This window comes from Spirillospora sp. CA-294931 (assembly GCF_050946795.1).
GTDB lineage: Bacteria > Actinomycetota > Actinomycetes > Streptosporangiales > Streptosporangiaceae > Spirillospora.
The window spans coordinates 3,407,213-3,419,467 of record NZ_CP192006.1; the positions used below are offsets into that span (position 1 = coordinate 3,407,213).

At 71.7% G+C, this 12,255-nt stretch carries 13 protein-coding genes; 6 read left to right on the top strand and 7 right to left on the bottom strand.

Annotated features, from left to right (window positions below; genetic code table 11):
• Positions 1 to 5: 5 nt before the first annotated feature.
• Complete coding sequence (locus ACQPY4_RS15235; protein ID WP_433336729.1) at positions 6 to 1,493, bottom strand: flavin-containing monooxygenase; 1,488 nt, start codon at positions 1,491 to 1,493, stop codon at positions 6 to 8.
• Positions 1,477 to 2,334, bottom strand: a complete 858-nt coding sequence (locus tag ACQPY4_RS15240; protein WP_433336731.1) for an SDR family NAD(P)-dependent oxidoreductase — start codon at positions 2,332 to 2,334, stop codon at positions 1,477 to 1,479. Before ACQPY4_RS15240 ends, ACQPY4_RS15235 begins: the two co-directional genes overlap by 17 nt.
• 111 nt (positions 2,335 to 2,445) lie before the next feature.
• On the opposite strand from ACQPY4_RS15240, the gene ACQPY4_RS15245 reads away from it, so the two are divergent.
• Positions 2,446 to 3,048, top strand: a complete 603-nt coding sequence (locus tag ACQPY4_RS15245; RefSeq protein ID WP_433336733.1) for a TetR/AcrR family transcriptional regulator — start codon at positions 2,446 to 2,448, stop codon at positions 3,046 to 3,048.
• Here the strand turns inward: ACQPY4_RS15245 and ACQPY4_RS15250 are convergent.
• From ACQPY4_RS15250 to ACQPY4_RS15260, 3 genes are all read right to left on the bottom strand, one after another.
• Positions 3,045 to 3,776 (bottom strand): sirohydrochlorin chelatase, encoded by a 732-nt coding sequence (locus tag ACQPY4_RS15250; RefSeq protein WP_433336735.1) that lies wholly within the window; start codon positions 3,774 to 3,776, stop codon positions 3,045 to 3,047. The genes ACQPY4_RS15245 and ACQPY4_RS15250 overlap by 4 nt on opposite strands.
• A gap of 8 nt (positions 3,777 to 3,784) precedes the next feature.
• Entirely contained in the window at positions 3,785 to 4,495 is a 711-nt protein-coding gene (locus tag ACQPY4_RS15255) for a phosphoadenylyl-sulfate reductase (RefSeq protein ID WP_433336737.1), read from the bottom strand.
• Positions 4,496 to 4,663: 168 nt separating this feature from the next.
• Positions 4,664 to 6,331, bottom strand: coding sequence for a nitrite/sulfite reductase (locus ACQPY4_RS15260; protein WP_433336739.1), 1,668 nt, complete (start codon positions 6,329 to 6,331; stop codon positions 4,664 to 4,666).
• 681 nt (positions 6,332 to 7,012) lie between these two features.
• Between ACQPY4_RS15260 and ACQPY4_RS15265 the strand changes: the two genes are divergently transcribed.
• The 5 genes from ACQPY4_RS15265 (at position 7,013) to ACQPY4_RS15285 (ending at position 10,603) form a co-directional block, all read left to right on the top strand.
• Entirely contained in the window at positions 7,013 to 8,047 is a 1,035-nt protein-coding gene (locus ACQPY4_RS15265) for a YihY/virulence factor BrkB family protein (protein WP_433336741.1), read from the top strand.
• A 39-nt stretch (positions 8,048 to 8,086) separates the two neighbouring features.
• Positions 8,087 to 9,040, top strand: coding sequence for a phosphotriesterase family protein (locus ACQPY4_RS15270; protein ID WP_433336743.1), 954 nt, complete (start codon positions 8,087 to 8,089; stop codon positions 9,038 to 9,040).
• Positions 9,041 to 9,123: 83 nt separating this feature from the next.
• The gene (locus tag ACQPY4_RS15275; protein WP_433336745.1) at positions 9,124 to 9,783 is read left to right on the top strand and encodes a phosphoribosyltransferase; all 660 of its coding nucleotides are present in this window, start codon (positions 9,124 to 9,126) and stop codon (positions 9,781 to 9,783) included.
• Positions 9,784 to 9,788: 5 nt separating this feature from the next.
• On the top strand, positions 9,789 to 9,956 hold the full coding sequence (locus tag ACQPY4_RS15280) for a hypothetical protein (RefSeq protein ID WP_433336747.1): 168 nt from the start codon (positions 9,789 to 9,791) through the stop codon (positions 9,954 to 9,956).
• Complete coding sequence (locus tag ACQPY4_RS15285) at positions 9,953 to 10,603, top strand: dienelactone hydrolase family protein (protein ID WP_433336749.1); 651 nt, start codon at positions 9,953 to 9,955, stop codon at positions 10,601 to 10,603. Before ACQPY4_RS15280 ends, ACQPY4_RS15285 begins: the two co-directional genes overlap by 4 nt.
• Positions 10,604 to 10,805: 202 nt before the next feature.
• Here ACQPY4_RS15285 and ACQPY4_RS15290 read toward each other — a convergent pair whose 3' ends face one another.
• Positions 10,806 to 11,018 carry a WhiB family transcriptional regulator gene (locus tag ACQPY4_RS15290; protein ID WP_012852152.1) on the bottom strand — a complete coding sequence of 71 codons (213 nt, stop codon included), beginning with the start codon at positions 11,016 to 11,018 and terminating at the stop codon, positions 10,806 to 10,808.
• Positions 11,019 to 11,284: 266 nt separating this feature from the next.
• Positions 11,285 to 12,190 (bottom strand): sucrase ferredoxin, encoded by a 906-nt coding sequence (locus ACQPY4_RS15295; protein ID WP_433336751.1) that lies wholly within the window; start codon positions 12,188 to 12,190, stop codon positions 11,285 to 11,287.
• Positions 12,191 to 12,255: the final 65 nt, after the last annotated feature.

Here is a 12,255-nt window from a genome sequence, read left to right on the forward strand (position 1 = left end):
TCCTTTCAGCGGGCGATGAACTCGTAGTCGTCCAGGTCGAAGGTGCGGCTGCGCCGCCATACGTGCAGGCCCGACTGGGGACGCACGTAAGGCGAGTCGCCGTGCCGGTCGAAGTAGTAGCTGTTGGACCGGGAGCAGCTCGGCTGGGCCAGGATGGTGCCCTTCATGCGGCGCCGCATCTCCGCCGTGAACGCGTCGTGCGGGCCCCGCCTGACCGTCATGCGGACGGCGCCGCGGCGGCGCGCCTCGCCGAGGCAGCGCACGATGTGGGTCGCGCCCGCCTCGATGATGGAGAACCACGAGGCGCCGGTGACGGTGTAGGGCCCGTTCATGAGCCAGAAGTTGGGCGCCTCGGGAGAGGCCAGGCCCTCGTAGGTCTGGTAGCGGTGCTCGTCCCAGTGGGCGCCGAGCTCGACGCCGCCCCTCCCGGTGACGGGGAACGCGGGCATCGCGCCGATCTCCAGCGTCCTGAAACCGGTGGCCAGCACGATCGTGTCGGCGGCGCGCTCGCGCCCGTCGGCGGTCCGGACGCCCTTCTCGGTGACGCGCTCGATCCCGGCCGTCACCAGTTCGACGTCGGGCCGCGTGAACGTGCGGAAGTAGCGGTTGGAGAACGAGGGCCGCTTGCACCCGAACCCGTAGCGGGGTGTGAGCTCGCGCCGCAGCGCGCGGTCGGGGACCTGGTGGCGCAGGTGGGCGCGGCACAGCGCCTCGGTGATCCGGACGAGGAACGGCACCTTGCTGTAGTGGACGATCCCCAGCACCATGATCACCTCGGACGCCGCCGTGGTGATGAGGCGCAGCAGCGACTGGAGAGGCGGCACCAGCCGGAACGCCAGCCGGACGCCCACCGGGATCCGGAAGTCGATCTTGGGCAGCACCCAGATGGGCGTCCGCTGGTACACGTCCAGGTGCCCGGCCCGGCCGGCCAGCTCGGGGATCACCTGGAGCCCGGACGCCCCGGTGCCGATCACGGCGACGCGCTCGCCGGTGACGTCGTGGCCGTGGTCCCAGCGCGCCGTGTGCACGACCTTCCCCGTATAGCCGTCGAGCCCGGGGATGTCGGGCGCCTTGGGCTGGTCGAGCGGCCCGACGGCGCAGATCAGGAAGCGGGCGGTGAGCTCGCCGCCGCCGGTGTGGACGCGCCACACGTCGTGGGCCTCGTCGAAGACGGCCCGCTCCACCTGGGTGCCCAGCCGGAGGTGTGGTCTGAGGCGGTACTTGTCGGCGCAGTGCTCGGCATAGGCGCGCACTTCCTGGCCGGGGGCGAACGCGCGCGTCCAGTTCGGGTTGGGCTCGAAGGAGTAGCTGTAGGTCGTGGACGGGATGTCGACGGCCACACCCGGGTAGGTGTTGTGCCGCCACACGCCGCCGACGCTCGGGGCCGCGTCCAGGATCACGAAGTCGCGGGCCCCCTTCTCGCGGAGCCGGATGCCCACGCACAGCCCGGAGAACCCGGCGCCGACGATGATCACCTCATGGTCGGGCCGCACGGCTCCTCCTCCCGGCCTGCTCCAGCACGCGCCGGTCGTGGTCGCCGCGCGTGCCGAAGGTCGTCCGGTAGGCGCGGTCGCCCGCCAGGAGCCGCCTGGCGGCCCGCAGGGCCCGCTCGGGCACCAGCGCGAGGCCCGGCTGGGTCACGCCGAGCCAGGCCGGCACGGGGTACTCGGCGCGCCGCGAGACGCAGCTGCGCACGATCGCCTCGGCGATCCGCTCGGGCTCGACGGTGGGCAGCCCGCCGCCGAGCCGGACGCCCTCGGTCAGCCCGGTGCGGACGGCGGACGGCAGCACGGCGCTGACCGTGACGCCCGTCCCGGCGACCTCCTCGCGCACGGCGGCGGAGAGCCCGACGGCGGCGTACTTGCTGGCGTTGTAGACCGCCATGCCCGCGATGGGCAGCTTGCCCGCCATCGACGCGACGTTCACGACATGGCCGCGCCCGCGCTCGATCATCCCGGGAAGCGCGAGCCGCATGCCGTGGACCAGCCCCATGACGTTGACGTCGAGGGTCGTGGCGCTGACGGCGTCGGGCTCGTCCAGGAACGGCCCGAGCGGCATGATCCCGGCGTTGTTCACCAGGATGTCGACCGGCCCCGCGCGGTCCCGCGCGGCGGCCAGGAACGCGGCGTAGGAGGCGCGGTCGGCGACGTCGACCGTGAGGCCGTGGACGCCGAGCTCGGCGGCCGTCGCGGCGGCCGCCCCGCCGTCCAGGTCGCCGAGGCAGACGACGGCTCCGCGCCGCGCGAACGCGGCGGCGGTGGCGCGGCCGATTCCCCGGGCACCGCCGGTGACGACCACGACCGCGCCGGGCCGTGCAACGGGTGGGTCGGGCATGGCGAACCTCCGGGTCCATCGAGATACCGAAGGTATTTGGCAATCGGACGGAAAGTCAATAGCGGCCACGAGCTGCGAGATACCGTCAGTATCTGGATTACGATGGGATTCATGGCACGACTGACCCGGGCCGAAAGCCAGGCGCGCACCCGCGAGCTGCTGATCGCGACGGCGCGCCGGCTGTTCCTGCGTGACGGATATCACGCGACCTCGCTGGAGAAGGTCGCCGAGGCGGCCGGGTTCTCCAAGGGCGCGGTCTACTCCAACTTCGGCACCAAGGACGAGCTCTGCCAGACCGTCATCGACGCGGTGCGGGCCGAGCGCGTCCAGGCGGTCCTCGACCTGTTCGTGGACGAGGGCCCGGCCGGCGACCGGCTGGCGGTGTTCGAGGCATGGGCCGAGCGCACGATCGGCGACGAGGGCTGGACGCTCCTGGAGGCCGAGTTCGCGATCCACGCCACCCGCCGCGACCCGGAACTGCGCGACCGGATCGCGGCGGGCGGGCGCACGTGGTCGGCGGCCCTGCGCGCCGTGGTCGAGGACGAGGCGCGCCGGCTGGGGGTGACGCCGCCGATGCCCCCGGCCGAACTCGCCGACGCGTTCCTCAGCCTGGGCGTCGGCCTGGGCCTGCGCCGGGCCGTCGACCCGGCCCTGTCGGCCCGGGCCCTCACCGACGTCATCCGCCTGCTTCTGGTGGAGGCGCCCGCCCGTTAGACGGCGGCGGCGGACACGGTCTGGGCCAGGGCCTCCTCGTAGCGGTGCACGACCAGGTCGGCCACCTCGGGAGCCGCCCCGAGGACGGGCGAGACGGCCGTGGCCCCGGCGGCGAGCGACTCCCGGCGCACCTTGTCGGCGAAGTACCCGGGGGCCAGGAAGTAGGACGCCACCACGACGCGGGGCGCGCCCGCGTCGTGCAGGGCGGCCACCGCCTCGGCGGGAGTGGGCCGCGACGCCGACGCGTAGGCCGGGACGACGCCCCACCAGCCGCGCGTGCGCCATCGCCTGGCCAGGTTCCAGATCGTGGCGTTGGCCGACGCGTCGCTGGACCCCGCCGACACCAGCACGACTGCCGTCTCCGGGTCGCCGATCGCCACGTCCGCCTCGGCCATCCTGCGTTCCAGGGCCGACAGCAGCAGCGGGTGCGGACCCAGCGTCGCGGCCGTGCTCACGTTCAGGCGCGGATGCCGCCTGCGGACCTGCGCCAGCACCCCGGGGATGTCGGTCTTGCTATGGAAGGCCGCCGTGAGCAGCAGCGGCGCCACGACGATGGGCCCCGGCGCGGCGGCCAGGCCGTCCAGCACGCTGACGGGGGCCGGTGGCGCGTGGTCGAGGAACGAGGCGTGCACCGGGACGTCCGGGCGGCGGGCCCGGACGGCGGCGAGGAGCTCCGCGACGGTCGCGGCGGCGCGGGGGTCTCTGCTCCCGTGCGCCACCGCCACCATCGGCGGATTCAGAGGTGAATGCCGCATTCCGTCTTGCCCATCCCGGCCCAGCGGCCGCTGCGCGGGTCGTCCCCGGGTGCGACGGGTTGCGTGCAGGGCTCGCAGCCGATCGACGGGTAGCCGTCGTAGTGCAGCGGGTTCACCAGCACGCCGTTGTCGGACATGTAGTCGTCGATCTGCTCCTGCGTCCAGTCGAGGATCGGGTTGACCTTGACCATGCCGCGCTTGCGGTCCCACTCGACGACGCGGCGCTCGCGGCGGCTGCTGGTCTCGTCCCGGCGGATGCCGCTGAACCAGGCCATGTAGCCCTCCAGCGCGCGCCCAAGGGGCTCGACCTTGCGCAGGTGGCAGCACAGGTCGGGGTTGCGTCCGTTCAGGCGCGGCCCCAGCGCGGCCTCCTGCTCCTCCACCGTCCTGGACGGCGTCACATTGATCACGTTGACCGGGTAGACGGCCTCCACCGCGTCGCGGGTGCCGATGGTCTCGGCGAAGTGGTAGCCGGTGTCGACGAACAGCACGTCGATGCCGGGCTTGACCTTCGACACCAGATGGATCAGCGCCGCGTCCGACATCGAGGAGGTCAGGCAGATCCGGTCGCCGAACGTGGCGGCCGCCCACCGGACGACCTCCAGGGTCGAGGCGCCCTCCAAGGCGTGCGCGGCCGACTCGACGATGTCTTCGAGGTCGAGGGTCGGTCTGTCGGTCTCCAGAAGCGTCACTGGGGGATCTCCTTGCGCGGGGCTCCAACACCGAGGAACTTCAACTTGAAGGAACGGACGCAGTCATGGCAGAACCACGTCCCTTCCTCCTCTCGCGGTTCGAGGCGCTCCTCGCCGCAGTACGGGCAGTAGAACGGGGCCGCTCTTTCTGACATTCCGGGCCACCCGTTATTTGAGGTCGGCGTCGTCGGCGCGACCGACCCAGGCGGCGAAGCTCTCGCCGTCCGCGCGCTGCTCGTCGTACTTGCGCACGACGCGCTCCACGTAGTCGGTCAGCCCCGCCGAGGTGGTCTTCAGCCCGCGCACCTTCTTGCCGAAGGACGCGCCGACCTGGCCGCCGAGGTGGATCTGGAACCCCTCCACCTGGTCGCCGTTCTCGTCCACCACCAGCTGGCCCTTGAGCCCGATGTCGGCGACCTGGATGCGGGCGCAGGCGTTCGGGCACCCGTTGACGTTGATCGTCAGCGGCTGCTCGAAGTCGGGAAGCCGCTTCTCCAGGTCGTCGATGAGGTCCATGGCGCGCTGCTTGGTCTCGACGATCGCCAGCTTGCAGTACTCGATGCCCGTGCACGCCATGGTCTGCCGCCGGAACGTCGACGGGTTGACCTGGAGGTCGTGCTCGTCCAGCGCGGCCGCCAGGGCCTCGGTGTTGGCCGCGGGGACGTCCAGGATGACCATCTTCTGCTCGGCGGTCGTCCGCACCCGCCCCGAGCCGTAGCGCTCGGCGAGGTCGGCGATCGTGCCCAGCAGCTGGCCGTTGACGCGGCCGACCTTCGGCGCGAACCCGACGTAGAAGTTCCCGTCCTTCTGCGGGTGGACGCCCACGTGGTCACGACGGGGGAGCGGGGCGGCCGGGTCGGGGCCGTCGGGCAGCGCGTACCCGAGGTACTCCTTCTCCAGCACCTCGCGGAACTTCTGCGGGCCCCAGTCGTTCATCAGGAACTTGATCCGGGCGCGGTGCCGCAGCCGGCGGTACCCGTAGTCCCGGAAGATCGAGATGATGCCCTTCCAGACCTCGTGCGCCTGCTCGGGCCGGACGAACACGCCCAGGCTCTTGGCGAACATCGGGTTGGTCGACAGCCCGCCGCCGACGAACGGCTGGTACCCCACCTGGCCCTCGTCGTTCACCACGCCCACGAACGCCACGTCGTTGATCTCGTGGACGGTGCAGTGCGCGGTGCAGCCGCTCAGCGCCGACTTGAACTTGCGCGGCAGGTTGGAGAACTCGGCCGTGCCGATGTAGCGCTCGTGGATCTCGTGGATCTGCGGCGTCGCGTCGATCACCTCGTCCTCGGCGATCCCGGCCAGCGGACAGCCGATGATCACGCGGGGGGTGTCGCCGCACGCCTCCATCGTCGACAGGCCCACCGACTCCAGCGCGTCCCAGATCGCGGGCACGTCCTCGATCGCGATCCAGTGGTACTGGACGTTCTGCCGGTCGGTGATGTCGGCGGTGCCGCGCGCGTACTTCACGGAGATGTCGGACACGACGCGCAGCTGCTCGGCCGACAGCTGACCGCCGTCGATCCGCACCCGCAGCATGAAGTAGCGGTCGTCGAGCTCCTCGTCGGGCAGCGATCCGGTCTTGCCGCCGTCGATCCCGGGCTTGCGCTGGGTGTAGAGCCCGAACCAGCGGAATCGGCCCCGCAGGTCGGCGGGGTCGATGGAGTCGAAACCCGCCTTGGAGTAGACGTCGACGATGCGACGGCGGACGTTGAGCCCGTCGTCGTTCTTCTTGTTCTCTTCGTTCTTGTTGAGCGGTTCGCGATAGCCGAGGGCCCACTGGCCCTCTCCTCGCTTGCGCTTGGTCGCAGGTGGCACGGCGCGCGTCCTCATCCAGGTCTGGGTGGAGGACGCGTGGCGCAGCGGCAGTCGTGTCAGGCCGGCTCGACGCTGAGCGGGAAAAAGAAAAAATGACGCCGGTGCACCACGCGCCCGGAAAGATCAAAGGGGCGTGGTAGGGGCGTCACAGACAGATCGCGCTGCGGACGCGCAGGAAGTCCACGTGCCGGCGCATTACCAGCAACGGATCCGCAGCAGTCATGCCTAGACTCTGACATGCGGTTCCACGGGATGTCCAGTTGCGTCCGGCATGCGGACGGGTGAGAAGAGTCATCCCTGCCGCCTCCAGTTCACCCGGGGCTCGGCCGGGGGCGCCTCGTCCTTCCCCCGAGCGGGACGCTCGTTGGGGGCGGAGGACGCCTGATGCTGGCAGTCGCACCACGACCCGCCACGACATTCGTCGTGGTGGCGCTCGCGGCACGATGGGCAGATCATGTCTCCATTGTCGCCGATGGACGTGGATGCGCGCGCCGCGGGTTCCCCGTTCGCGCCGATCATGGGGCCACCGAGCGGAGGCGAGGCCATGAAACGCGTTCGCGGTCCATGGCGTCAGAACGGGTATGAGAGCGGGGTCATGGCTGTGCGGCCTCGCACGGGAGCACGACGCGCCGGAGGATGGGCTGAAGTGGGCGTTCGGACAGGTTCCGCGTGGGTGACGCTCTACGGTGGGGCGGTGTGACCACCGTCTCCGGTGCCGCGGGCGTCGCGGGAAACCCGGCCGAGGACGACTCGGGCGCCGGGCCGGCCGGCCACGCCTCGTGGCGGCGGCGGGTGCTGACGATCGTGTGGGGCCTGGTCAAGGACACCGCGATCGCGGCGTTCCGCTACCGGGTCACGGGGCTGGCCGCCGAGGCGGCCTTCTTCGCGCTGCTGTCGCTGCCGCCGCTGGTGATCGGGCTGATCGGCACGATGGGCCACTTCCGCGGCGCGCTGGGCGTCGAGACGGTCGCCGACATCCGCTCCTGGCTGATCACCCAGGCCCAGACGGTGCTGACCGGCCCCGCGGTCGACTCGGTGGTCGTCCCGCTGATCGACGACGTGATCAAGGGCGGGAGCCCCGACATCGTCTCGGTGAGCTTCCTGATCTCGCTGTGGGCCGGGTCGCGGGCCACCAATGTCTACGTCGACACGATCACGATCGCCTACGGGCTCTCGGGCATCCGCGGCGTCATCAGGACGCGGCTGCGGGCGTTCTTCCTCTACCTGGTCGGCCTGCTGGTGATGCTGATCCTCATCCCGCTCCTGGTGGCGGGGCCGACGCTGGTGCGGCGCGCGCTGCCCGAGAGCGCGGGCGTCCTCCCGCTGTTCTACTGGCCCGTGGTGGTGACGCTGTCGATCATGTTCCTGGCGATGCTCTACCACATGAGCGTCCCGGTGCGAACGGCCTGGTGGCGCGAGATCCCCGGCGCGGTCGTCGCGCTGCTGATCTGGATCGTCGGCAGCCTGGCGCTCCGGCTCTACCTGGCCACCTCGCTGGCCGGGGTCTCGGTGTACGGCTCGCTGGCCGCCTCGATCGCCGTCCTGGCGTGGCTCTACGTCGCCGCGCTCGCGGTGCTGATCGGCGCCGCGCTGAACGCGGAGATCGACCGGCGGTGGCCCAGCGCGGGCACCGCGCGGGCCAGGGCGATCCGTGAGGCCGCGCAGGGCTCGGCCCCGGACCCCGACGAAGTGCCCGATACCGGATCGGATGGTAAAAACTCCCCTTCATAAACCTCGAATCCGGGCAAACATGTCGTAGCCTCACCTCTCATGACCCCCCGTGAAGAGCCCGGGCGGCTGCGCACCGTCACCGGCACCGTCGAGGCTTCCGCCATCACCGGAACGGTGCTGTCCCACGAGCACCTCCAGCTCGACCTGCGCTGGCCCGCCCGTCCGGCCCTGGTGGGCTCCGACGCGCGCCGCTGGGTGGACGAGGAGAAGCCCGTCACCGGCGATCTCGCGGCGCTGCGCACCGGACACGACCTCGGCCTGGTCATCGACCTGACCTGCACGGGGATGGGCCGCAACGCCGCCGCGCTGGCGCGGATCAGCGCCGGGTCCAAGGTCGCGGTGGTCGCGGGCACCGGCTACTTCACCGAGCCCTTCCACCCCGACCACATCCGCGGCGCCGACGAGGACTCCCTGACCGAGCGCCTGCTGGCCGAGATCGGCTTCGGCCTGGACGGCACCAGCGCGCTCCCCGGCGTCATCGGCGAGATCGGCACCTGGGGCGAGATCCCCACCGAGGCCGAGGAGCGCTGCCTGCGCGCCGCCGCCCGCGCGGCCGTCCACTCCGGGCTCTCGGTGGCCACCTACGGACGTCCCGGGCTGAGCCTGCTGGAGATCCTCACCGGCGCGGGCCTGGCGGCGTCCCGCGTCGCGGTCGGCCAGCAGGACCTGGTGGACGACCCCGCCGCGCACCGCAAGATCGCCGAGTCGGGCGCCTACGTCTCGTTCGGGACGCTGGTGCTGGCCGGAGACGGCGCCGAGGCCCTCGACCGCCGCGTCCGGAGCGTCCTGGAGCTGATCGAGGGCGGCCACGCCGGGCGCGTCCTGCTCAGCTCGGGCGTGTCCCGCATGACCCAGGTCAGCCGCTACGGCGGCCACGGCCACGCGCACCTCTTCGACGTCTTCGTCCCGGCCCTGCGCGCCGCCGGGGCCGACAAGGCCGTCCTGCGCCGCATCCTGCGCGACAACCCGCTCAACTGGCTGACGGGGGCCTGACCCGCCCGCGCCGCCGCGATTCCGAGGAGCATGGCGGGGCGTGAGTGGGTAGGTAGGCGGTGAGCCTTGAAGGGGGTTCACCGATGACGTCCGTCCGGCTCCCCTTCGCCGACCGCGCGGAGGCGGGGCGCGTGCTCGCCGAGCGGCTGCTCCCGCTGGGTCTGGACGACCCGGTGGTGCTCGCGCTGCCGCGTGGCGGAGTGCCCGTGGGCTACGAGATCGCCAGGCGCCTGGGCGCGACGGCACTCGACGTCCTGGTCACCCGCAAGATCGGCTACCCGCCCCAGCCGGAGCTCGGCGTGGGGGCCGTGGCCGAGGGCGGCGCCCCGGTGTTCGACGGCGACCTGATGCGCCGCCTGTCCGTGCGCGAGGACGACCTGAGCGCCACCGTGGCGGCCGAACGCGACGAGCTGGACCGTCGGGTCCGGGTCTACCGGGGCGAGCGGCCCCTGCCCGTCCTGGCGGGCCGCGCCGTGATCGTCGTGGACGACGGCCTGGCCACCGGCGGCACCGCGCGCGCCGCGCTGCGAGCCGTACGCGACCGCGGCCCCGCCCGACTGGTACTCGCGGTCCCCGTAGGAGCCGCCGAAACGGTCGACGCCCTACGGGACGAGGCCGACGCCCTGGTAGTACCCGTCGCGCCGCGCTCGTTCCGGGCGGTGGGCAACTGGTACGAGGACTTCGCCCAGCTCACCGACGCCGACGTCATCGCCTGGCTCGACCGCGCGGGAGTCGGACGGTGACCGGGATGACCGTCGTGACGCACGGCTGCGGTGGCGGTGCGGGCGTGGTGGTGACCGGGGTGGCTGTGGGTGGCGTATGTCCGACCGGCGACCTTGCGCACGGCTGTGGTGGCGGTGCGGGCGTCGGCGCTTTCGTGATCGATTGGGCGGGTGGCGGGGAGGACGGGCGGTGACGGGGGTTTTGGTGCCCGCGGGCGACGTGCGGCTGGCGGGGGATCTGGGCGGGCCCGCCGACGCGCGCGGGGTGATCGTCTTCGCGCATGGCAGCGGGAGCGGGCGGCACAGCCCCCGCAACCGCGAGGTCGCGGCGGCCCTCAACGCGCAAGGCTACGGGACGCTGCTGTTCGACCTGCTCACGGCCGAGGAGGAGCGCGAGGACCGTGCCACGGCCCGGCTGCGCTTCGACGTGCCGCTGCTGGCCGGACGGCTGACTCGGGTGGTGGCGTGGGTCCGCTCGGAGGAGTCGAGCGTCTCCGGCCGTCCGGTGGGGCTGTTCGGCGCCAGCACGGGCGCCGCGGCGGCGCTGGTGGCGGCCGCGGCGTCCCCGGACGACGTCGGCGCCGTCGTGTCGCGCGGCGGGCGTCCCGACCTGGCGGCGGAGGCGCTGGGCTCGGTGACCGCGCCGACGCTGCTGATCGTGGGCGGCCGCGATCTCGACGTCCTGACGCTGAACGAGCGCGCCCTGGCCCGGATGGACGCCGGGGCGGGCCACCGGCTGACGGTGGTGCCGTGCGCCGGTCACCTGTTCGAGGAACCCGGAGCGCTACGGGAGGTCACCCAGCGGTCGCTGGAATGGTTCGGCGCTAATTTGCAGAAATAGGCCACGGCCCGGTCGTTGATGTTGTATTGGCGTGATCACGGCGGAGCATTCCCGAACTCCGCTGTGACGTACACGTGACGCATATGTGACAAATGATCGAGGGCCGGAAACCGATTGCGGGCACGCAAACGGCCCCGCCGGAGCGGGGCCGTTTGCGGTGGTGCTTTGGTGGCGTGCCGGGGTGCGCGAGGGCAGAAGGCGACTAGGCGGCGTTCGCGCGACGCATCCGGCGGCGACGCTCGGAGGCGCGCTCATCCTCGTTCAGACCGCCCCACGTGCCGTACTTCTCGGGCCTGGACACCGCGTAGTCCAGGCATTCCGTGCGGACCGGGCAGCCCATGCAGATCTGCTTGGCCTTGCGCTCTCGGATCTCGCGCTCGGGCTGACGCTCGCCGTCGGGGCCGAAGAAGAGCACGAGGTCTTCCCCCCGGCACGCCGCGGCGTCCTGCCAGCCCCAGCTGGGACGAGGGAGGTTTGCCTGCCGACGTACCTGAGCCATGGAACACCCACCTTGGTTGGTTTTGAGCAATTTCGGGACATGGACGCCCGCCGTGCTTCAGACATGCGTCAGAAGCGCCGAAAGGTCCAACGTCTAAAGTTGCCGCTCTGTTCCCCGCCCGGTCGTCCGGGAGACTGGGGCCGCTTGCGGCAGGGAGACCCTCGAATGGGGCCTCCGAGAGATTACACGAGGGCCGCCTCGTTGAGAAGGGTGAGCTCGCTAACAATGTATGTTTCGAGGTTCTCCCCGCAGTCCGGGCCGCACTCGGCGGCCTGGACGGCGTTGTTGATGATCACTTTGTAACGGTTCCCGCGAGCGGTGACAACCGCTTCGTACGGAGAGGTGCCGGTGACCGATTCGACGCGGACGCCGCCGATCGCCAGAACCCCCGTATGGGCGCGCACAAAGTGCTCGGCGGCCTGCGCGGGTTCGGGGAGACCCGCGCGACCCCGGAAGCGGTCCAGGGTCACCTCGTCCCGCAGGTAGGCCTCCACGGCCGTGATTGCCTCGGTGGATCCGAGGTCCCCGTAGTAGAGCCCGTGGGGGAGACACACCAGGTTGGCTGCGTAGCGGTCACCGCCAACGTGCGTTGTTTCCCAGACAAAGCCATCGAAACGCGACGCGAGATCGCGGGCGAGGGGGGCTCCCGTCCTGGCGCAGCAGGCGTTGCGGCGCCCGTGGGTGCAGACCAGCAGCACAGGGTCCGTGACCTGGTCTCCCAGCCCCGGGCTCTCTCCCTTGGCCAGGGCCGCGAGATCGAGCGCGGCCAGCTCGGCGGGGTCGGAGAGTTCCCGGCCCTCCATCCAGACCGCGTCGCCCTGCGAGAATCCCGCGTACACCTGGACGGGAGGGGTGGCGCGCCTGCGGCGCGTCCGGCGGATGAGCTGGGGGCGCACTCCCGCGGCCTGGGCGGCGCGCACGGCGTCGGCTACCGGGGACGGGCCCGCGAGCTGCTCCACGCGCTCGGGCCAGGGGCCGGGGTGCTCGATCAGCAGCCAGGCGCGGGCCTTGGTCGTCGCGCTCGCCAGGCAGGGCCGCTCGCCGGAGTGACTCCCCGGACAGTGATCGCAGCCATTACCGCGCGTCAAGATCGGACCCCCGTTGCCAATGCCGTCCTCAGTCGTGCCTCATTAGGTTAGGGTAACCTAATTAT

Bases quoted from the DNA above. Each gene is read 5' to 3' on its own strand.
- ACQPY4_RS15240 (WP_433336731.1), bottom strand. From the start codon at position 2,334: ATGCCCGACCCACCCGTTGCACGGCCCGGCGCGGTCGTGGTCGTCACC.
- ACQPY4_RS15245 (WP_433336733.1), top strand. From the start codon at position 2,446: ATGGCACGACTGACCCGGGCCGAAAGCCAGGCGCGCACCCGCGAGCTG.
- ACQPY4_RS15250 (WP_433336735.1), bottom strand. From the start codon at position 3,776: ATGGTGGCGGTGGCGCACGGGAGCAGAGACCCCCGCGCCGCCGCGACC.
- ACQPY4_RS15260 (WP_433336739.1), bottom strand. From the start codon at position 6,331: ATGAGGACGCGCGCCGTGCCACCTGCGACCAAGCGCAAGCGAGGAGAG.
- ACQPY4_RS15270 (WP_433336743.1), top strand. From the start codon at position 8,087: ATGACCCCCCGTGAAGAGCCCGGGCGGCTGCGCACCGTCACCGGCACC.
- ACQPY4_RS15275 (WP_433336745.1), top strand. From the start codon at position 9,124: ATGACGTCCGTCCGGCTCCCCTTCGCCGACCGCGCGGAGGCGGGGCGC.
- ACQPY4_RS15280 (WP_433336747.1), top strand. From the start codon at position 9,789: ATGACCGTCGTGACGCACGGCTGCGGTGGCGGTGCGGGCGTGGTGGTG.